The following is a 20663-nucleotide window of genomic DNA, read 5'->3' as shown; positions in this document are numbered from 1 at the left end:
CTTCCCGCTGCCGCCGCCTCCCTTCGCCGCGACGCTTCCCGCTGCCGTCCCGGCGCCTCCCGCCAGGGGAGGGCAGGAGGTCTCCGGAGAGCCGCGTTGCGGTAAAGACCCGACCGGCAGGTACGTCGTCGCGGGCGACGAGGTTGACCGGGCCGAGGAACAGGGTCTGCACCGACATCACGGACAGCGTGCGCACGGTCGACCGGACGTGATGAGGGTGGCGGGAGCGCGTCAACGGTGACGACGGGATTCGTGCCGGGAAGCCGACCCCTCGCCGGATGTCACCCGGCGGCGGCGCGGCCGATCGACTCCACGAGCGGCAGCAGCCGGTGCGGTACCCGTTCGCGCAGGGCGACCTCGGTGCGGGTGCGCACCACGCCGGGGAGGCTGATCAGCTTCTGGATCACGTCCTCCAGGTGGGCGTTGTCGCGCGCCACGACCCGGGTGAGGAGATCGCCGCCGCCGGTGATCGAGAACGCCTCGACGATCTCCGGGACGGCGGCCAGCGCCTCGCCCACGTCGTCGAGATGCCCCTGCGTGACCTCGATGTGCACGAACGCCAGCACCGGGTGGCCGAGCGCGGCGGGGGAGAGGGTGGGGCCGGTGCCGGTGATGACGCCGTCGCGCTCCAGCCGGTCCAGGCGCGCCTGGAGGGTGCCCCGGGCCACACCGAGGATGCGGGCGTACTCCCGCACGCTCGTGCGCGGCTGCTCCAGCAGCAGGCGCAGGATGCGTGTGTCGAGCTCGTCCACGGTCATGGCGTCCGCTCCCCTCATGCCCTCGCACGGCCCTCGGTGATCACCACCGACTGTACCGACGGCCCGGCGAAGCGCCGTGCGGCCGGGCCGCTCCCCCTGTGGTCCGTTGGCCCCTTCCCGGTCCTGCGCGGACGATCCGGGGTGGGCCAATGGCCCAGTGATCCGCGAGCCACTTGAGCCAGTGACGGCACAGATGCTGTCATGGGGGCGTCGATGGCGCTGCGGACCCCCGCGGCGCCTTTTTCATGCCGGATGTCGCAGAGGGGCGGGAAGCAGTGCTGAAGAGGGTGTTCGTGGCTCCGGACCCGGGGCGGGCGCGGCTGCGGTTCGCCGCCCGGGCCGTCCTCGGCATCGGACTGGCGGTCCTCGTCTGCGGCGTCGCCGGACACTCCCTGACCGGCGCCGTCACCGGCGGGCTCGCCGCGCTGCTCGCCCTGTTCACAGTCACCGACGCCACCGTGCGCGGCCAGGCGGTCACCACCGCGCTGCTGCCGGCCGTCGGCATGCCCGTGCTCGCGGCCGCCGCCGTCCTGCACACCCACCCCGTGGCCCGCGACCTCACCTTCCTCGTCGTCATCGGGGCGGGCGTGTACGCCCGCCGCTGGGGACCGCGCGGGCACAGCCTCGGCGTGTTCGCCTTCATGATGTTCTTCGTCGCGCAGTTCCTGCACGCGACCGTCGGCCAGCTGCCCGAGCTGGTCACCGCCGTCGCGCTCTCCGTGCTGACCGCGGCCGCGGTGCGCTTCGGTCTCTGGTGCTACGAGCGCCGGCTGCCCCCGGCGCCCGTGCCCGCCGCGCCGGGCGGCCGCGGACTGGCCCGCGTCACCACGCGTCAGGCGGTCCAGGCCACGGCCGGCGCGGGCTTCGCGCTCGTCGCGGGCCAGCTCGTCTCGGGCCAGCGCTGGTACTGGGCCGTCGGCGCCACCTGGTGGATCTTCGTCAACACCACCTCGCGCGGCGAGACCCTGGTGCGCGGCTTCCGCCGGGTCGTCGGCACGGTCATCGGCATCGGCCTCGGCCTGCTGGTCGCCGTCCCCCTGCACGGCGCCGGCGTGCCCACGGTCGCCTTCGTCGCCGTCTGCGTCTTCGGCATCTTCTACACGGCCGCCGTCTCCTACACCTGGATGATGCTCTGGGTCACCCTGCTCGCCGAACTGCTCTACGGCCTCCTCGGCGTGCTCAGCCCCGGGCTGCTCGCGCTGCGCCTGGCCGAGACCGGCGTGGGCGCCCTCGGCGCCGTGCTCGCGGTGCTGTTCGTGCTGCCGGTGACGACCCACACCGTCACCGACGGGTGGATCCAGCGGGCCCTGCGCTGTGTGCACGCCTGCACCGCCGAGGCCGCCGCGCGCCTCGCGGGCGACCCGGCCGCCGACCCCGCCGGGCGCGTCGCCGAACTGGAGCAGCTTCTCGCCCGGGTACGGCTCTCCGTCGCCCCGCTCGTCCACCCGCTGAACCCGATGCGGGGACGCAGGCGGCGTGCCCGCCGGGTCCTCGCCCTGCTCGACGACTGTGCCCGCGAGATCCGCGGGCTGGTCGCGGTCGCCGCCGACCCGGAGGCCTCCCACGACGCCCGGCTCGCCGCAGCCTGCTGGCGGGTGCAGGGCGCGGTGGAGGCGCTCACCGAGGGCGGTGCCGGGCAGCTCGCGCTCACCGAGCACCCGCCGGCGGGCGAGCCCGCCCTGGCCCATCTGCACGGCCTGGAACGCGCCCTGGCCGAGCTGGCCCAGCCGCTGCGGACGCCCACCGGCTCGCCGCTCGTGGGAGCCTGACCGCGCTCGCCGCGCCCCGGGGGCGCTGGGGCCCGGGTGTGCTCCGGAGGGTCCGCGCCACGCCCGGACGCCACGCCCTCCGCGGCCCGAGGGCCCACCCCGACGACGCCGGGCGGGCCGCCCCCGGGCACCACCCTCTTGGTCTAGACCGATCGTGATCGACTGCTACCGTCACCCCGAACAGCGGCGCACGAGAGGGGTCAGCGGTGGCAGACGTCGACACACGGCGCACACAGGCGTTCATCGGGTCGTTCACGGCGGCCGGCGGGCCGGGGATCGTGACGGCGGCCGTGGACCCGGACAGCGGCGCGCTGACCCTCCTCGGCAGTGTCGACGGCCTTGCGGACCCCTCCTACCTGGCCCTCTCGCCGGACCGCGCGACGCTGTACGCGGTCAGCGAGACCGCCGAGGGCGCGGTGGCCGCGTACCGGGTGACGGACGGCGAAGTGCCGGAGCCGGCCGGCGCGCCCGTTCTCGTGGGCGGCAGCGGTCCCACGCACCTCAGTGTCTTCGACGGCCACGTCCTGACCGCCAACTACGGCTCCGGCAGCGTCACCGCCGTCCCTGTGCGCCCCGACGGCAGCCTCGCCCGGGCCGCCTCCGGCGTCCTGCGGCACAGCGGCTCCGGCCCGCACACCCCGCGCCAGCAGGGGCCGCACGCCCACCAGGTGCTGCCCGACCCGAGTGGACGCTGGGCGGTCAGCGTCGACCTCGGGACGGACTCGGTGCGGGTGTGCGACCTGCGCGACGGCGGCCTCGTCCTGCACCGGGAGAGCGCCTTGCGCCCCGGCTCCGGGCCGCGCCACCTGGCCTTCCATCCGGGCGGCTCGTACGCGTACGTGGTCAACGAACTGACCCCGACCGTCACTGTCTGCCGCTGGGACGCCCCGGAGGGGGTGCTGAAGCCGCTGGCCGAGGTCCCGGTGCTGCCCGGAGCACCCGACGGGGACGCCTACCCCTCGGGCATCGCCGTCTCGGCCGACGGACGCTTCGTGTGGACCGCCACGCGCGGCGAGGACGTCCTCTCCGTGCTCGCCGTGGAGGGCGACGGCGACGCGCTGCGGCTGATCGGCACGGTCCCCTGCGCCGGGCGCTGGCCCCGCGCGCTCGCCGAGTCCGCCGGCGTGCTGTACGTCGCGAACGAACACTCCGGCGACGTCACCTGGTTCGCCGTGGACCCGGCCACGGGGCTGCCCCGGCGCGCAGGCTCTGTCGAGGTGCCTGCGGCGTCGTGCGTGGTCCTCGGCTGAGGGCTCCCCGCACTGTGCCGGCTCGGGCCGCGTGGTCCGGTACCGCACCTCGCCGCGTTGCCGGAAAGCCCTGGTAGTTCGGCTACCAGGGCTCTCCCGGGCCTTGCGATGCACGGCCCCGCACCACGCGGCCTGCTCGGGCGCTCATAGCGCGAGGACGGGCGGTGAGGCGGGCCGGCCGGCGAGGCGTGCGGAGCGCCTCGACCTCGTGCGGCACAGGGACGCAGACGGCCCGAGAGGCGCACGATGGGCCCGGTCTTGCTGAGGTTCATGCCGTACGGGAAGTGGTGGCGGCCCGAGCGGTGCCTGAAGGGGCCGGTCCTCCTGAGGCCGATGCGGCCCGGGAAGGGGTGGCGGCCGGAAGGGCGCATGAAGGGCTCGGCCTTGCTGAGGTCCATGCGGCCCGGGACGTGCAGGTGGTCCGGGAGGCGCACGAAGGGCCCGCTCCCCACGGAGCGGGCCCTTTCGACGTGCGCGTGCGGTCCGGCGCCCGGTCGGGGCGCGGGGCGATCGTGCCACCGGCCGGAGGGCCCGCGGCGCGGACCGTTCCGCCGCCGGCTGCTTCAGCGGACCGGCGTGCCCTGCGGCTGCTGCGGGGCGATGCCCAGGGCCGTCGTGTACTTGGCGAGGGCGAGCTTGCCGATCGCCGGGTACGGGCCGAGTGCCTCGGCGGCGGGGCACTCCGCCTCCTTGGCCGCCTCCGCGATCAGCAGGGCGTCGATCTCCGGACCGATCAGATACGGCGCCAGCGCCAGCTGCTGGGAGCCGGACGAGCGCAGCTGGTCGGCCACGGAGGCGATGGAACCCTCCTGGTCGAGGGCCGCGGCCATCACCGGCACGGCGAGGCGCGCGGCGAGCAGCATGCCGGTGATCCCGGCGGCCTGCACGGCCTCCTCGCCGCCGACCGAGGCCAGGATGATGCCGTCCGCGGCCGTGGCCACGGTGAACAGGCGGGCGCGGTCGGCGCGGGCCAGACCGGCCTCCGACAGCCGCACGTGCAGCGCCTCTGCGAGCAGCGGGTGCGGACCGAGGACGTCGGTCAGCTCGGCGGCGACCCGGCTGTCCATGAGGGCCTGGCGGACCTGGCGCAGCAGGGCGCTGTCCGGACCGGCCAGCAGCGGAACCACGACGGCGACGGGGCCGTCGGGCTGCTTGACGTCCAGCCCCGCGGCGAGCGCCTGCTCGTAACGGGCGGTGCGCTCGTCGGCGGCGTACGCCAGCACGGACTGGAGCGTGGGGAATGCGGTGTCGTCCCCGTCGAGGTACCCGATGCGCGCGTCGAGGCCCGGGAGCTCGGAGCGGGCGATGCTCACGACCTCCTCGGCGATACCGCGGATGGCGGCGCTCGGCGTGCCCGGCACCGCGAGGACGAGCGCGGGCGCGCCCTCGGGGGCCGCCACGGGCTCGGGTCGGCGGTGCCGCCCGGGCTGGCGGGGGCGCGGCATTCGTACAGGCAGGCCGGACGCGGGCCCAGTGGGGGAGCTCATGGCGCCGCATGTTACTGGCTTCCTGGGCTCTGCTGTTCGGGGAGGGTGCAGGTGAGCGGTATCCGTCCGCTTTTGTCTGATGAGTTACGTACGGATCAGAAGTGATCAGCGTGTTTTCCGGGCGACTTGCCCTCGAGGGGGTCAATCTCCCTTTTGTCTTATGGTGCGTCCTTCGCCACGTACAGCATCGTCTTGTCGCCCGGCAGGGCCGGTGTGCCCGCCGCCAGTTCGACCGCGAGACGGACCGCGCCGTCCAGCGGCTCGCCGTCGGCCGCGACCCACCGCGCGTGCGGCAGCCGCCGCGCCACCGCCTTTCTCAGCGGCCCGAGGAGGGGGTCGCCCAGGGCGAACAGGCCACCGGTGGCGGCGAGACGGGGTTCCCCGTGCGGCGGGCAGACCGCCGCGGCCGAGTCGGCCAGGTGCCGGGCTGCCGTCCGCAGGATGTGCGCGGCCACCGGGTCGCCCGGCGCGCTGGCCGCGACCCGGGGAGCGAAGGAGGCGAGCACCGCCGGCCGGTCCGGGCGCGGGTAGAGGCGGGCGGGGAGACCGGGCATCGGGCCGAACTGTTCCTCGGCACTCGCCAGGAGTGCGGCCGAGCCCCCCGGCCGGCCGTCGTGGGCGCGCAGGGCGGCCTCCAGGCCGGCCCTCCCGATCCAGGCGCCCCCGCCGCAGTCGCCCAGCAGATGACCCCAGCCGTCGGCCCGCCGCCAGACCGTCAGATCCGTGCCGACGGCGATGAGACCGGTGCCGGCGACCACCACGGCGCCCGGCCGCGAGCCCAGCGCGCCGGCGTAGGCGGTCACCGCGTCGGCGGCGAGGGCGGTGCGGCGGACGCCGAACTCCCGTGCCAGGGCCCCGGGCAACTCGGCGCGCAGGGCGTCACCCAGGCTGCTGAACCCGGCGGCACCGACGACCGCGGTGACGGGGCGGATCCCGGACTCCACCGCCAGCACCCGCACCAGAGGCGTCAGTTGTTCCATCAGATGGTCGGCGTCGACACCCCGCGCCCCCGTGCGCACGGGTACCTCAGTCGAGCGCCGCGCCCACACTCCTCGCTCGGCGGTGCCGACGGCGACCCGCAGGCCGGAGCCGCCCGAGTCCACGGCGAGGAAGCCGTCGGCGGCGTCCGGCCCCGCGGGGACGGTCACGGCAGGCGCCAGTCCACCGGTTGACCACCCTGCCGGATGAGCAGGTCGTTGGCCCGGCTGAACGGACGCGAGCCGAAGAAGCCCCGGTCGGCCGACATGGGGGAGGGGTGCGCGGACTCCACCGAGGGCAGGTCGCCCAGCAGCGGACGCAGGTTGCGCGCGTCCCGGCCCCACAGGATGGACACCAGGGGTTTGCCGCGCGCCGCCAGCGCCCGTATCGCCTGCTCGGTGACCTCCTCCCAGCCCTTGCCACGGTGTGCCGCCGGCTTGCGCGGGGCCGTGGTCAGCGCCCTGTTGAGCAGCAGCACACCCTGCTGCGTCCACGGCGTCAGATCGCCGTTGGACGGCTCGGGCAGGCCCAGGTCGGCGTGGAGCTCCCGGTAGATGTTGATCAGGCTGCCGGGCAGCGGCCGTACGTCCGCCGCCACGGAGAACGACAGGCCCACCGCGTGACCCGGCGTCGGGTACGGGTCCTGCCCGACGATCAGGACACGGACGTTGTCGAAGGGCTGTTGGAAGGCCCGCAGGACGTTCGCCCCGGCGGGCAGGTAGGTGCGTCCCGCGGCGATCTCCGCGCGCAGGAAGTCGCCCATCGCGGCGATCCTTCCGGCCACGGGTTCCAGGGCCTTCGCCCAGCCCGGTTCGACGATCTCATGCAAGGGTCGTGGTGCCACGGGCGTCACCCTACTGCCGTGCACGCGGCGGCGATCAACCGGTGGCCAAGGCCCTGTTGTCCCCCCGTTCGCCTCATCCGACGACCGCGGCCCGCACGCAGAGCACGTCCGGCAGGTGGGAGGCCAACTGCCGCCAGCTGTCGCCGTCGTCCGCCGACGCGAACACCTCGCCGTTGCGGTTGCCGAAGTAGACGCCGGCCGGGTCCGCGTCGTCCGTGCAGAGCGCGTCGCGCAGCACGGTGCCGTAGTGGTCCTGGGCCGGCAGCCCCGCGAAGAGCGGCTCCCAGCTCTTGCCCGCGTCCGCCGTGCGGAAGACCCGGCAGCGGTGGTCGGCGGGGACCCGGTCCGCGTCGGCGTTGATCGGGAACACGTACGCCGTGTCGCCGCGGTGGGGGTGCGCGGCGGCGGCGAAGCCGAAGGTGGAGGGCAGCCCTTCCCCGATGTCCGTCCAGTGCGCGCCCGCGTCGTCACTGCGGTACACGCCCCAGTGGTTCTGCAGATAGAGGCGGTCGGGGTCGGCCGCGTCCCGCGCGACCTTGTGCACGCACTGACCGAACTCCGGGTTCGGGTCGGGCAGGAACACCGCGGAGACGCCGGAGTTGGAGGGCGCCCAGCTGGCGCCGCCGTCGGTCGTGCGGAACACGCCGGCGGTCGACACGGCGACCGTCACCGCACGCGGGTCGCGCTGGTCGGTGAGCACCGTGTGCAGGCCCTCACCGCCGCCGCCCGGCACCCACCGCGAGCGGGTGGGGTGTTCCCACAGCGGGCGGACCAGCTCGAAGCTCTCCCCGCGGTCCTCGGAGCGGTACAGCGCGGCCGGTTCCGTGCCCGCGTACACCACGTCCGGCTCGGCGGCCGCCGGGTGCAGCTGCCACACCCGCTCCAGCGACGCCCCGGTGTCCTGAGGGAACTTCACGGCAGGCCTGGCCGGTTCGGTCCACGTCCGCCCGAGGTCGTCGGAGTGGAACACCGACGGGCCCCAGTGCGCGCTGTCACCTCCGACGAGCAGCCGCGGGCGGTCACCGCGGGTGTCGACGGCGACCGAGTAGATCGCCTGAGCGTTGAAGTAGGGCGCTGCGTCGAACTCCCATGTGCCGCCCCGCCCACGCCCGATGAACAGGCCTTTGCGGGTGCCCACGGCAAGCAGTACCTCGGTCATTCCGGTCACCTCCGCGACGTCTTTGTCCCAGCACCGGCCAGTCTGCACCCCGCCACTGACAGTCACCTCCGGACACGGCGTCGCCGCAGGTCACGACGGCGAGGGCGGTTGCCGGCCGCAGGGGGGCGGGGTCCTGCCGGACGCCTGCGCGGGCCCCGGGGCACGTGCGGCCGTCGGGACGGAGGACTCGTCCTGAGCATCCGGACCACCCGCCGCGTATGGGAGGGCGGCCAGGATGTTCACGCGCTGATGAGGAGGAAGCCTTCCATGGCGTTCCGTGGTCCGAAGGTGTGGCTGTGGCGCTGGCGACGCAACCCGCTCAAGCGTCGCGCCGACACGGTGGAGACCTGGGTCGTGCTCGGCGCCTGGGCGCTGACGGTCCTCGTCGGGGCCCTGGCCGGCTGGGCGGCCTCCCGGACCGTCGAACACGGGCTGGCCCGGGAACGCGACGAGTGGCGCCCCGTCGCCGGACGGCTGACCGAGCAGGCCCCCGGAAAGGCCGCCGCGCGCACCGGCGCCGCAAGCGGCGACCAGGTGTGGGCACGGGTCGGCTGGACGGGCCCCGACGGCTCCGCCCACACCGGTCAGGTCCGCGTCGGCCCCGGCAGCACCGCCGGTACGCCCGTCACCGTCTGGACGGACAGCCGGGGCCGTCTGGTCACCCGGCCGGCCACCGTCTCCCAGGCCCGGATCCGAGCCTGCCTGGTCGGTGGCCTGACGGGCGTCGGCGCGGCGGCCCTGCCCTTCGCCGGAGGCCGAGTGCTGCGGGGGCGTCTGGAACGCCGACGCGTGGAGCAGTGGGACGCGGACTGGGCCCGGTTCGACGCGCTGCGGGGCCGACACGCGGGGTGAGACGACACCGTCCCGCGCGGTGCCGAGGGCCGCCGAGGGTCGGAGGGCCACCGCAGACGCGGGCGGCGCTCGGGGACGGAGCGCGGCAGGTGAGGAAAGCGCGTCCGTGAGGCAGCGTGCGACGGATGCCGCCGGGCGGGCGGGCCGCCGAGAGGTGTGCGACGTGAGGTGACATGCCGCCTTCTCGGTGAGCGGTTCGCCGGAGCGGTTGCCGTGCGTCAGGTGCGAAGGGCGCGGGACCACCGGACGGCGAGCGCGTGATGAGGGTTCACGCCCTCCCCGCCAACGCCCCGCACACCCGCAGCAGTTCCTCGTCCCGGTGGATGTCGTGGCTGCCGTGCCCACCCCGACGGGCCGCATGGCGGCGAGGCGCGGCCAGTTCCCGCGCGGCCAGGTCCCGCAGGGGCGCCGCTGCCTCACCGAGCGCGACGAGGGAGCGCGCGACGGGCAGGCGGGCCCGCGCGTTCTCCGTCCATGTCGTCCGCAGCACCGCGGCGACGACCGGGTCCACCTCCCCGGTGATCCGGGCCAGGGCGCACCCGGCCGCCGCGCGCTCCGCACCGGACCCCTCCCCGACGGAGCGGCGCAGCGCCGGCAGGGCAGGGCGGGCCGCCGGGCCGAGCAGGGCCAGCGTCCCGGCCGCCGCAGCACGGCGGCGCGGGTCGTCGGCGGCCGCCTCCCGCAGCAGCACGGGCAGCACGGCGGACGCCTCGCCCTCGACGGCCCACAGGGCCGCCGCGGTGGGGAGGGGCTGCGCACCCTCCAGCAGCGTGCGCAGGACCGGGACGGCCTCGCGGGCTGCGGACCCGATGGCGCCCAGGGTCACGAGCGCGGCCTCCGCGAGGCGCTCCCCGTGCCCGCCACCGGGTGCCTCCAGCAGGCGCAGCACCTCGGGCACGGCGTCCTGGTCCCGCAGGTCGCCCAGTGCCCGCAGCAACGGCGTGGCGCGTGCCGCCGCGTCCTGGCAGCCGAGCGGGACGGCGGCCAGCGCCCGCCGCAGTGCCGGCGCCAGCGGTCTCGCCGCGGCGCCCAGGTGACCGACGACCGCGCCCAGGTCCCGCGGCACGACAGGCCCCCTCAGCAGTTCGGCCAGCACGGGCACCGCCCGGGCGTCCCCGCTCCTGGCCAGCGCCTGCCCCGGGCCGCCCAGAGCGGTCACCCCGCGCCGCCACCGCCGGACCCACAGGTCGGGGCGCGAGCACACGAGGGTGTGCAGCGCGTCGGCGGCCGGGGCGGCCGACGCGAAGAGTTCGGTGAGGACGGAGACGGCCGCGTCGCGCACCCCGTCCTCCTCCTCCAGACGCTCGCCCAGCCGTGCCACCGTCGCGCTGTGGTCGCCGCGCCACTCGCGCAGCAGTGCTGCGCTCAGCCACACGCCGTTGCACCGGTCGGTCACCGCCGGGCTCGTCAACTGGCCGTGCAGCAGGGCGGCGCGCTCCGGCAGCCGGTCGTCGAGCGCGGTGTGCAGGGTGCGCAGCAGACGGGCGCCTTCCTCGTCGGTCGGGCGCAGCCGCCGTACACGGTCGGCGAGGGCCCCTGGGGCGGGCGACGACACGGGCGCAGGGCGGGCCGCGGAGCGCTCCGCGACGAGACCGACGGCGGCCGGCACCAGGTCGGCCGGGAGACGGTCCGGTGCGCAGGCGGCGAGTTGGCCCAGGGCGGCCAGTCTCGGCCCCGGACCGTGCGGCGCACGGCTCCACGCGGTCAGCAGCTCCACCGCCTCGGCGGATCGCGCCGGGTGCCGCCGTGCGACGTGGCCGAGGCCCTCGACGACGGCGATCACCTGCCGGTCGTCCCGCTCGACGGCCAACCGCTCGCGCAACAGCGCCAGCACGCGCGCGGGTTCGTCGAGGAACCGCACCACCGCGCCGACGGCGGCCCGCCGCACCGCGGCGTCCGGGTCCCCGGCCAGCCGGACGAACAGCTCCGCACCCGAACGCACCGCCGCGGCACCGGCCCGGGCCTCCTCCCCACCGCACTCCGGGTCCCCGACGCTCACCAGCAACTCGACGAGCCCGCCCCGCTCCCGCACGCGCGCGTCGGCGGCCAGCGCGAACAGAAACGGAACACAGGCGAGCGTCGAGTCGTACACCTTCCCGTGGCGGTGCACCGTCGCGTAGAGGCCGTCCAGCGCGTCCGCCCGCTCGGAGGGCTCCGCGGAGGCGAGTCCTCTGAGCCGTCCGGGCACGTCCTCCGCGCTGCCGTCCGCATGCCGCAGTGAGGCCCAGTCCACCTCGTCGATCCCCGTGAACACGTTGTCCTCCCCCGGACGAAGTGCCAGACGCGCCAACTGATCACGAGTCTGCACCACGCCACTGACAACGAAGCGGAATCGAACGGTGACGCTCGGAGAACGCGTCCCGCCCCGGAAACGCGGGCTCAACCCCGGGCGGGCAGTGCCCGCTCCAGCAAGGTGCACTCCGTCAGGCAGGGTGCCGAACGCGTCCCCCCATCGCCGCCGAGCCGGGTCGCGCAGAACGCTTCGGCGATCGCGCCGGCGAAGGACCTCCTGCGCACGGTCGAGCCCCCGGGGCCGGCGGCTCCGCCCTGCGGGCCGCGCTCGGCCGCATGGTGGCCGCCGGCCACCTGCACCGCACGGACGACGCGGACTACCGGCTCAGCGACCGTCTCCTGGCCCGGCAGAGCCGTCAGGACGAGGCGGTACCGCCGTCCCACGCGCGCGTGGGACGGCGACTGGGAGATGGCTCCCCGCTCGACCACGCGGCGGAGGCGCGCGGGCCGGCCGTCCGTCCGACCACCTTCGCGGCCGTCGTGCGCCACCTCCTGGCCGATCCCGTCGCCCCGGAGCTCCTCCCGGCCGACCGGCCGGGCGCCGCGCTGCGGGCCGCGTACGCCGGTCACCGGGGACAGCTGTCGGGTTCGCCGCCCGCGCGGGAGGACGGGGCATGAGTCGGCGGCCGTGCGGAGCGCCGTGCAGGGACGCTCCGTACGGCCGCCTTCACCCGGGCCGGCGCCGGCCGGCGCCGGCCTCCTCACCTGTAGGTGATGTCCGAGGCGCTGTACAGGCAGTTCGTGCCGTCGGGGCCCACGCCCGCCGCCGTGTTGTTGTTGTACTTCTGGCAGGGGACGACCTTGCGGCCCGAGTCGTTGAGGATCGTGATCTTGCGCAGGGTCGCGACGTCGTTGCGGTTGACGTTGATGCCCACGAGCCGCGCCGTGGAGCCCGTCCCGGTCACCTCGATGGTGTTGAGGTTGACCTTGCGCGTGTACTGCGTGGAGCAGTCGCCGCAGGAGCGGTAGAGGGTCTTGAACTCCTGCACGGCGAAGTTGGAGATGTTCACCGTGCCGCCGCCGTTGTGCTGGAAGACCTTGTCGGACGCCTTCTTCGCGCCGCCGCCCACGACGTTGTACGTTGCGCTGCTGCCGCCCTTGAAGGTCGCGGCGTCCTCGCCGACGTCCTCCCACCAGACGTTCTGCAGCGTGCAACTGCCCAGGCAGTGGATGCCGTCGGCGCCGGGCGCGCCGATGATGACGTTCTTCAGGGTCACGCCGTTGGCGAGGGTGAGGATCGGCTGCTGGTCCTCGGCCTGGTCCCCGGTGCCCAGGGCGCCACTGCCGTACAGGCGCAGCATTCCGTAGTCCTTGGAGCTGGTCAGGTTGATGGTCGAGGAGACCGGCCGGCTGCCCGAGGCGGACGGCCAGGTGGCGGCACTCGCCGGGACCGATGTGGTGGTCATGATCATGCCAACGGAGAGGCCGAACGTGGTCACGGCTCCGGTCAGTGCGCGCCTTCGGGCGCTCGGTCGTGTCGCAGAAGACATGTCCCGACTTCCTTCTGTCGTGGGGGCGGGTGGGAGTGTCGTGGCGGCGGTCGGGGCCGCCGGAGCGGATCCTTGCGGCGGTGCACGCGGCAGGCGTGCACCTGTGGGGGTGCGTCCCTTCAGAACAATGCGATGAGTCGCATATCTGAACTTGTTCCGTCTACTTGAACGATCGATGCGTGCGGTGCGGCCCTTTGGGGTCCAGAGCGAGCGGCTCGGTCACACTGTTGAACGGACCGTAGGGTGCAAGCGCTTTCTAGTCAACGCTTTCCGTAGGCGACATTCGGCCACACCGCGGGAACCGCCGGGTCTTCCACGAGTGGCGTGGGAGCGCTTCCATGGCGGGCGTGTGCATGTCACGATGCGCTTCTGTCCCCTTGTTCCTCCGCCCTGCGAACGGCCCACTGCCGAGCCCTCGTCCGCCACCAGAAGGGAACCGGTGTGTCACCCCCCAACTCCTTCACCGGAGCGCTGCGTTCGGTGCTAGCGGTACTGCTGCTCCTGCTCACCGGCACCCTGCTGTCCGGCGCCGCCGCCTCCGCCCGCCCCCAGGCGCCCGGGGCGGCCGTCCCCCCGGCCACCCTCACCGAGGTCACCGGCTTCGGCGCCAACCCCAGCAACCTCCGGATGTACGTGTACGCGCCGGCCGGCGTGACCGCCCGCCCGGCGGTCCTGGTCGCCGTCCACTGGTGCGGCGGTTCCGGACCCGCCATGCATTCCGGCACCCCGTACGCCCGGCTCGCCGACCGTCACGGGTTCGTGGTGATCTACCCGTCCGTCACCCGGAGCAGCAAGTGCTTCGACGTGTCCTCGCCGCAGGCGCTCCGGCGCGGCGGCGGCAGTGACCCCGTCGGCATCAAGTCGATGATCGACTGGGTGACGTCGACGTACTCCGCCGACACCTCCCGCGTGTTCGCCACCGGCCTCTCCTCCGGGGCGATGATGACCAACGTCCTGCTCGGGGACTATCCGGACGTGTTCGCCGCCGGCTCGGCCTTCGCCGGGGTGCCCTTCGGCTGCTTCGCCACCACCGACGGCTCCGAGTGGAACAGCGCCTGCTCCGGCGGCACCGTCGTCCGCACCGCGCAGCAGTGGGGCGACCTCGTGCGCGGCGCCCACCCCGGCTACAGCGGGCCGCGCCCGCGCATGCAGTTGTGGCACGGCACCGAGGACGACGTGCTGCGCTTCCCCAACTTCGGTGAGGCGATCAAGCAGTGGACCAACGTGCGCGGTCTCGGTCAGACGCCGGCCGCCACCGACTCGCCGCAGACCAACTGGACCCGCACCCGCTACGGCGGTACCGGTGACCAGGCCCCCGTGGAGGCCATCCGCCTCCAGGGCGTCGGACACGACCTGTACACCTGGGACATGGCCGACCGCGTGATCGCCTTCTTCGGCCTCGACGCCGGGGGCGGCCCCACGCCCGAACCCCCGGCCGGCCCCTGCAGGGTGACGGCGTCGACGAACGCCTGGAGCACCGGTCTGACCGCCTCGGTGACGATCACCAACACCGGCACCTCCACGGTGAACGGCTGGCGGCTCGGCCTCACCCTGCCCGCCGGCCAGACCATCACCAACGGCTGGGGCGCCGCCTACGCACCGGCCTCCGGCGCGGTGACGGCGACGAACGCCCCGTACAACGGCACGCTCGCACCCAACGCGAGCGTCACCATCGGCTACCAGGCGAACCACACCGGGAACAGTGCGGCCCCGGGCACCTTCACGCTCAACGGTGCTGCGTGCACGAGTAGGTGACGGAACGTCAGGCCTCCGGCGGGACGGCGTGCGCCCTGCGGCGCGGTCCCGCCGGACGGCCGTGCGGGTGTCCGCCCGAGGGTGCCGTCCCGCCAGGCGGCCGGGCGGGTGTCCGCCCGAGGGTGCCGTCCCGCCGGCCGGCCGGTGCCCGCTCACGCGGAGCGCTTGTATCCCTGTGGCGCCGGTGCCGGGCCGGTCTTCGAAGGAAGGTGGTTGAACAGCAGGTTCAGCACGATCGCGGTCACACAACCCGCGCTGATGCCGCTGTTCATCACCGTCTGGAACCAGTCCGGGAACTTCTCGTAGACCGTCGGCACACCCACCGGCAGCACACCCATCGCGACCGACACGGCGACCACCGTCAGGTTGTGGTTGTTCCTGAAATCGACCTCGGCGAGGGTGCGCAGACCGCTCGCCGCGACCGTCCCGAACATCACCAGGCCCGCGCCGCCGAGCACCGGCGCCGGAACGGCCGCCACGACCGCGCCCAGCTTGGGCAGCAGCCCGAGCAGGACGAGGATGCCGCCGGCGGTGGCGACGACCCAGCGGCTGCGCACCCGGGTCATGCCGACCAGACCCACGTTCTGCGCGTACGCCGTGTAGGGGAAGGTGTTGAAGACGCCGCCGAGCACGGTCGACAGACCGTCGGCCCGCAGACCGTCCGAGAGCGAGCGCGGCTCGACCTCGCGGCCCGTCATCTCGCCGACCGCGATGAAGTCACCCGTCGTCTCGGTCATCGTCACCAGCGCCACGACCAGCATGGAGACGATCGCCGACACCTCGAAGACGGGCGCGCCGAAGTGGAACGGCGTGCTGATCCCCACCCAGTCGGCGTCACCGACCCCGCGGAAGTCCGTGAAGCCGAGGGGGACGGCGACCGCCAGCCCCACCACGATGCCGATCAGCACCGCGATCCGGCTGAGGAAATCCGGGGCGAACCGCTGGACGCCCAGCACCACCGCCAGCACGAACGCGGCGAGCGCGAGGTTCCTCGGCTCCCCGAAATCCTTCGAACCGGCGCCGCCCGCGGCCCAGTTGCCCGCGACCGGCAGCAGCGAGAGGCCGATGACCAGGATCACCGTGCCCGTGACGAGCGGCGGGAAGAACCGCAGGAGCCGGCCGAACACCGGCGCGAGCAGCACGATCGCAAGCCCCGCGACGATCACCGAGCCGTAGATGGCCGGCAGTCCGCCGCCCGTCGTCCCGATCAGGACCATGGGCGACACGGCGGCGAACGTGCAGCCCTGCATGATCGGCAACCGCACGCCGAACCGCCAGAAACCCACGCACTGCACGAGCGTGGCGATCCCGCACACCAGCAGATCCGCGGTGATCAGATACGCCAGGTCGGCGGGCGACAGCTTCATCGCGCCGCCCACGATCAGCGGCACGGCCACCGCGCCCGCGTACATCGCGAGCACGTGCTGCAGCCCGAAGGCGGCCAACTGCCGTGCGGGAGGCACTTCGTCGACGGGATGAACGGGCGCGGTCGGGGCCATGGGCACTCCAGAGCGGCGGGGACGGGGGCGGCGAGCAAGGGGGAGGGGGCGGCGGGTGAACAGCACGAGACCGTACGGTCCTCGAAGGGTTCGTCGATGTCACGGGCGTTGCGGCTGTGTGTCCTGTACACCGATCGCCCGGCCCGCCGCCGTCCGCAGCGCCGCCCAGTCCGGCAGCTTCACCACACTGCGCCCCAGTGCGGCACCCCACTCCGCCTCGGCCCGCTCGATGGCCAGCCACCCCGCCCACTCGACCGGCTCGACGCCGGCGGCCCGCAGCAGTGCGAGCGGATCACCGGAGAGCTCCCGCCGTACGAGAGCGGGGGCGTCCTCCAGCAGCGACGTCACCGTCTCCTTCGCACACGGGCGATTGGTGCCGATGACACCGGTCGGGCCCCGTTTGATCCAGCCCGCCACGTACTCGCCCGGCGCCACCGCACCCCCGCGCAGCACCCGCCCCGCCCGATGCGGCACCGTGCCCCGCTCGGCGTCGAAGGGCAACCCCTCCAGCGGCACGCCGCGGTAGCCCACCGACCGCAGCACCAGCTGGGCCGCGACGTCCTCGTGGCGGCCGGTGCCCGTGACGCCGCCGCGTCCGTCCGGGACCGTCCGCTCGAAGCGCACCGCGCCCACCCGGCCGCCGTCAGCCACCAGTTCGACGGGCCGCAGGAAGAACCGCAGCCGGATCCGGCGCCGCAGCCCCCGTGGCGGCAGGGCGGCCCAGCCGCGCAGCACCTCGACGTTGCGGCGCTGCGCCGCCGGCAGCGCGGACGGGTCGGCGTAGTCCGGGTCGAGCGCCAGCTCCGCCTCGTCGACGATCACGTCGGTGTCCGGCAGGCCGCCCAGCTCGCGCAGCTCCTTGGTGGTGAACCGGGCCTGGGAGGGGCCGCGCCGCCCCACCATGTGGATCTCGGTGACCTCGCTCGCGGTGAGCGCGGTCAGCGCCGCCTGCGGTATGTCGGTGGGGCTCAGCTCCGCCGCGCCCCGGGCGAGGATCCGGGTGACGTCCACCGCGACATTCCCGACGCCCACCACCACGGCCGAGCGGGCGCCGGCCAGGAAGGCGCCCGTGACGGCGTCCGGATGGGCGCTGTACCAGGCCACGAACTCCGTGGCCGACCAGCTGCCCGGCAGCTCCTCGCCGGGGATCCCCAGGCGCCTGTCGGCGGCGGCGCCCACGCAGTACACGACCGCGTGGTACAGCTCCCGGAGCCGGTCCACGGACACCCCGCCGGGCCCGACCCCCACCCCGCCGAGGAAGCGCACCCGTTCGTGCTCCAGCACCGTCCGCAGGTTCTGCTGGAGCGACTTGATCTTCTCGTGGTCCGGGGCGACGCCGTACCGCACCAGCCCGTACGGGCACGGCAGCCGGTCCAGGACGTCGACGAGCACCCCGGGGTCCTGCTGGACGAGACTCTGGGCGGTGTAGACCCCACTCGGCCCCGAACCGACGACGGCGACACGCAGCACGGCGGAACTCCTTACCCCGCGGGACGGAGGAGATCGCTGGTGCTTCCAGCATCCCACCGCCGACGCCCCATCGGCAGGGTGCGGTAGGCCGCACGTGGACGCGACGAGGCGTGGAGGCGGGGTTGCCGGGCGGGGGAGGCACCGAAGCATGGACGCACGGGCGGCGATCGGGGACCCCGGGCACCGGCCGACGGCGCGAGCGGTGCCCGGGGGAGCGGGCGCGGACACGACCCGGGCCGCCCGCGGACCGCCCGTCACGCAGCACTCGCCCTGCAACATCGCCCGTGGGTGACGGCGGTCGGCCGCGCGGGCTCTCGGCATCGCCCGCGGACCGCCTGTCACCGTCACCCGCACGCTCTACGCATCGTCCGCGGACCGCGTGTCACCGGCGTCACCCGCACGCTCTACGCATCGTCCGCGGACCGCCTGTCACCGGCGTCACTCCACTCCCCGCACCATCACCCGCACCCCCACGCTCCCTCACCCGCACGCACCACCGCGCGCACGCCCCCACAGCACCGCGCGCGCCTCCACAGCACCGTCCGCACGCGGTGGCGTCGTCACCCCCCGCCCGTGCTCACAGCATCGACCGCATGCGCGCGATCTCCGCCGTCTGCTGGGCGACCACGTCGTCCGCCATCTCCTCGATCCGGATGTTGTTCCCCTGCGTCTTGACGTCCACGGCCATGGTGAGGGCGCCCTCGTGGTGGGTGATCATCAGGGTCAGGAACAGTTCGTCGAACGCCGCTCCGCGCGCCGCCCGCAGGTTCTTCATCTGCGCCCCGGTCGCCATGCCGGGCATTGCGGCGTGGTCGTGCCCCGCCCTCGGCGTGCTCACGGCGGGCTTGCCGTGGGCAGTGAGCCAGGCCTTCATGGCCTCGATCTCCGGGCCCTGCGCGGCCGCGATGCGCGCGGCGAGCGACTTGACCTTCGCCGACTCGGCCTGGTCCGGGGCGAGTCCGGTCATCTCCAGGGCCTGGGTGTGATGCTCGATCATCATGTGGGCGAAGGACACGTCCGCCGAGTTGGGGGTGTCGTCCTCGGCGCGCTGTTCGGCCGCGTCCTGCGCGGACAGGGTCCGGTTGCCCTCGCCCGGCCTGCCCGGCGCGATCACGGAAGGCCCGCTCGCCGCACCCGACTCGGAGTCCGACCCGGAGTCACAACCCGCCAGCACGGCGACGAGCAGCGTGGCGGCGGCGACGAGGGGCACGCGGCGGAACGGCACAACGACCTCCTGGAAAGGGTGGGTTGGGCAGCGGAGGGACAGCGACGACCGGACACCGTCCTAGCACGGCTCGGGGTGCCGCCGGTCGGACAGCTTCATTACGAGTGCGTTGCCGACTGTTGATCTGTCCATGATGAAGACGATACTTCGGAGGACCGTGAACCGGTCCCAGTGAAGGGCAACAAGGGAGGACGCAGTGACCCTGTTGAACGATCCCCGAACGCGGCACAGACGGCTGGGAGCCGTCGCCGCCTGTGCCGGCCTGCTGGCCGCGCTGCTCACGGCGGCCCCGGCGGCCGCGACCCCCGACCCGGGGGACGGTCCCGCCGTGGAGCGAGAGGTGTCGCAGGACGCCCGGACGGAGGTGGCCGAGGCGATCGCCGAGGGCGAGATACCCGGCCAGGACGAGATCGTCCACTCCGCCAACATCGAACACGTCGTCAACGTCCCCAAGGACGTGCTGCCCGGCACCAACTCGGACCTGGCCTTCCAGGGCAGGTACGCCTTCGCCGGCAACTACGACGGCTTCCGCATCTTCGACATCAGCAACCCGAGGTCCCCGAAGACCGTCGCCCAGGTCCTGTGCCCGGGTTCGCAGAACGACATCTCCGTCTCCGGGAACCTGCTCTTCCTGTCCACCGACTCCTCGCGCAGCGACAGCAGTTGCAACAGCACCACGCAGCCCGCGACCGAAAAGTCCTCCTGGGAGGGCATGAAGGTCTTCGACATCAGCGACAAGGCGAACCCGAAGTACGTCGCCGCCGTCGAGACCGCCTGCGGCTCGCACACCCACACCCTGGTGCCCGAGCGCCGCAACGTCTACGTCTACGTCTCCTCCTACTCGCCGAACGCGGCCTACCCCGACTGCCGGCCCCCGCACGACGGCATCTCGGTCATCAAGGTGCCGCGCAACGCGCCGGAGCAGGCCGCGGTCGTCGGCTTCCCCGTCCTCTTCCCCGGTGAGGGACCCGACGGCGGCGGCAACCCGGGCGGGCCCACCAACCCGGGAGTCTCCAAGACCACCGGCTGCCACGACATCACCGTGCTGCCGGAGAAGGACCTGGCCGCCGGTGCCTGCATGGGCGACGGCATCCTGTTCTCCATCGAGGATCCGGAGCACCCGAAGGTCATCGACCGCGTCCAGGACAACGTCAACTTCGCGTTCTGGCACTCGGCGACCTTCAACCAGAAGGCGAACAAGGTCGTCTTCACCGACGAACTCGGCGGCGGCGGCGCGGCCACCTGCACCGCGGAGATCGGCCCCAACCGCGGCGCCGACGGCATCTACGACATCGTCGGCAGGGGCGACGGCCGCAAGCTCGTCTTCCGCAGCTACTTCAAGATCGACCGCCACCAGGGTCCCACCGAGGCCTGCGTGGCCCACAACGGCTCGCTGATCCCCGTCAGGGGCAAGGACCTCATGGTCCAGGCCTGGTACCAGGGCGGCATCTCCGTCTGGGACTTCACCGACTCCGCGCACCCGGAGGAGATCGCCTACTTCGAGCGCGGCCCGGTGAACCTCGAGCGGCTCACCACCGCCGGCTCCTGGTCGGCGTACTACTACAACGGCTACATCTACTCGAACGACATCGCCAAGGGCCTCGACGTCCTGAAGCTGCACGACCGGCGCACCGACCCGGCGCAGCGCGTCAAGCTGCGTGAACTGAACGTCCAGACCCAGCCGGACTACTTCGACTGAGTCCCGCCGGGCGGTTGTGTCGCGAAGAACCGCGACAGATCCGTGTCACGGGTCCCGGGGGGGGGGGGGGGGGGGGGGGGGGGAACCCCCCCCCCCCCCCCCCACCCCACGGACCACAAACCGCTCGGCGCCGGAA

Annotated in this window: 15 protein-coding genes and 1 pseudogene; 6 read left to right on the top strand and 10 right to left on the bottom strand. The window is 73.9% G+C overall.

Annotation, left to right across the window (positions count from 1 at the left end; all coding sequences use genetic code 11):
• Window positions 1–281: 281 nt before the first annotated feature.
• Window positions 282–758, bottom strand: a complete 477-nt coding sequence (locus ACZ4YY_RS22900) for an Lrp/AsnC family transcriptional regulator (RefSeq protein ID WP_468293097.1) — start codon at window positions 756–758, stop codon at window positions 282–284.
• A gap of 275 nt (window positions 759–1033) precedes the next feature.
• Here ACZ4YY_RS22900 and ACZ4YY_RS22895 point away from each other — a divergent pair, with 275 nt between their 5' ends.
• Both ACZ4YY_RS22895 and ACZ4YY_RS22890 read left to right on the top strand, forming a co-directional pair.
• Window positions 1034–2527, top strand: a complete 1494-nt coding sequence (locus ACZ4YY_RS22895; protein ID WP_468293094.1) for an FUSC family protein — start codon at window positions 1034–1036, stop codon at window positions 2525–2527.
• A gap of 206 nt (window positions 2528–2733) precedes the next feature.
• Complete coding sequence (locus ACZ4YY_RS22890; protein ID WP_468293091.1) at window positions 2734–3777, top strand: lactonase family protein; 1044 nt, start codon at window positions 2734–2736, stop codon at window positions 3775–3777.
• Between the two features lie 563 nt (window positions 3778–4340).
• On the opposite strand, the gene ACZ4YY_RS22885 is transcribed toward ACZ4YY_RS22890, so the two are convergent.
• From ACZ4YY_RS22885 to ACZ4YY_RS22870, 4 genes are all read right to left on the bottom strand, one after another.
• Window positions 4341–5264 carry a sirohydrochlorin chelatase gene (locus ACZ4YY_RS22885; RefSeq protein WP_468293088.1) on the bottom strand — a complete coding sequence of 308 codons (924 nt, stop codon included), beginning with the start codon at window positions 5262–5264 and terminating at the stop codon, window positions 4341–4343.
• Between the two features lie 158 nt (window positions 5265–5422).
• On the bottom strand, window positions 5423–6412 hold the full coding sequence (locus tag ACZ4YY_RS22880) for an N-acetylglucosamine kinase (protein ID WP_468293085.1): 990 nt from the start codon (window positions 6410–6412) through the stop codon (window positions 5423–5425).
• Window positions 6409–7086, bottom strand: coding sequence for a uracil-DNA glycosylase (locus ACZ4YY_RS22875; protein ID WP_468293082.1), 678 nt, complete (start codon window positions 7084–7086; stop codon window positions 6409–6411). Before ACZ4YY_RS22875 ends, ACZ4YY_RS22880 begins: the two co-directional genes overlap by 4 nt.
• Window positions 7087–7159: 73 nt before the next feature.
• Window positions 7160–8245 (bottom strand): WD40/YVTN/BNR-like repeat-containing protein, encoded by a 1086-nt coding sequence (locus tag ACZ4YY_RS22870; protein ID WP_468293080.1) that lies wholly within the window; start codon window positions 8243–8245, stop codon window positions 7160–7162.
• A gap of 267 nt (window positions 8246–8512) precedes the next feature.
• On the opposite strand from ACZ4YY_RS22870, the gene ACZ4YY_RS22865 reads away from it, so the two are divergent.
• Window positions 8513–9097, top strand: coding sequence for an Rv1733c family protein (locus tag ACZ4YY_RS22865; protein WP_468293077.1), 585 nt, complete (start codon window positions 8513–8515; stop codon window positions 9095–9097).
• Between the two features lie 268 nt (window positions 9098–9365).
• Here the strand turns inward: ACZ4YY_RS22865 and ACZ4YY_RS22860 are convergent, their stop codons facing one another.
• Window positions 9366–11351 (bottom strand): HEAT repeat domain-containing protein, encoded by a 1986-nt coding sequence (locus tag ACZ4YY_RS22860; RefSeq protein ID WP_468293074.1) that lies wholly within the window; start codon window positions 11349–11351, stop codon window positions 9366–9368.
• A gap of 240 nt (window positions 11352–11591) precedes the next feature.
• Here ACZ4YY_RS22860 and ACZ4YY_RS22855 point away from each other — a divergent pair.
• Window positions 11592–12007: pseudogene (locus ACZ4YY_RS22855) on the top strand (hypothetical protein); the annotation flags it as partial.
• 83 nt (window positions 12008–12090) lie between these two features.
• On the opposite strand, the gene ACZ4YY_RS22850 reads toward ACZ4YY_RS22855, so the two are convergent.
• The gene (locus tag ACZ4YY_RS22850) at window positions 12091–12879 is read right to left on the bottom strand and encodes a pectate lyase (RefSeq protein ID WP_468293071.1); all 789 of its coding nucleotides are present in this window, start codon (window positions 12877–12879) and stop codon (window positions 12091–12093) included.
• 441 nt (window positions 12880–13320) lie between these two features.
• Here ACZ4YY_RS22850 and ACZ4YY_RS22845 point away from each other — a divergent pair, with 441 nt between their 5' ends.
• Window positions 13321–14634, top strand: a complete 1314-nt coding sequence (locus ACZ4YY_RS22845) for an extracellular catalytic domain type 1 short-chain-length polyhydroxyalkanoate depolymerase (protein WP_468293068.1) — start codon at window positions 13321–13323, stop codon at window positions 14632–14634.
• A 152-nt stretch (window positions 14635–14786) separates the two neighbouring features.
• Here the strand turns inward: ACZ4YY_RS22845 and ACZ4YY_RS22840 are convergent, their stop codons facing one another.
• The 3 genes from ACZ4YY_RS22840 to ACZ4YY_RS22830 all read right to left on the bottom strand — a co-directional run bounded on the left by ACZ4YY_RS22840 (window position 14787) and on the right by ACZ4YY_RS22830 (window position 18828).
• Window positions 14787–16133, bottom strand: a complete 1347-nt coding sequence (locus ACZ4YY_RS22840) for a nucleobase:cation symporter-2 family protein (RefSeq protein ID WP_468293066.1) — start codon at window positions 16131–16133, stop codon at window positions 14787–14789.
• A 99-nt stretch (window positions 16134–16232) separates the two neighbouring features.
• Window positions 16233–17603, bottom strand: a complete 1371-nt coding sequence (locus tag ACZ4YY_RS22835; RefSeq protein WP_468293064.1) for an FAD-dependent oxidoreductase — start codon at window positions 17601–17603, stop codon at window positions 16233–16235.
• Between the two features lie 577 nt (window positions 17604–18180).
• Window positions 18181–18828: a DUF305 domain-containing protein gene (locus ACZ4YY_RS22830; RefSeq protein WP_468293061.1), complete on the bottom strand. Its 648-nt coding sequence runs from the start codon at window positions 18826–18828 to the stop codon at window positions 18181–18183.
• Between the two features lie 196 nt (window positions 18829–19024).
• On the opposite strand from ACZ4YY_RS22830, the gene ACZ4YY_RS22825 reads away from it, so the two are divergent.
• On the top strand, window positions 19025–20527 hold the full coding sequence (locus tag ACZ4YY_RS22825) for an LVIVD repeat-containing protein (RefSeq protein WP_468293058.1): 1503 nt from the start codon (window positions 19025–19027) through the stop codon (window positions 20525–20527).
• Window positions 20528–20663: the final 136 nt, after the last annotated feature.

This window comes from Streptomyces sp. NPDC030143 (genome assembly GCF_055573695.1).
Note: the sequence above shows the minus strand (reverse complement) of the source record. Positions and strands in the feature narration are given on the sequence as shown.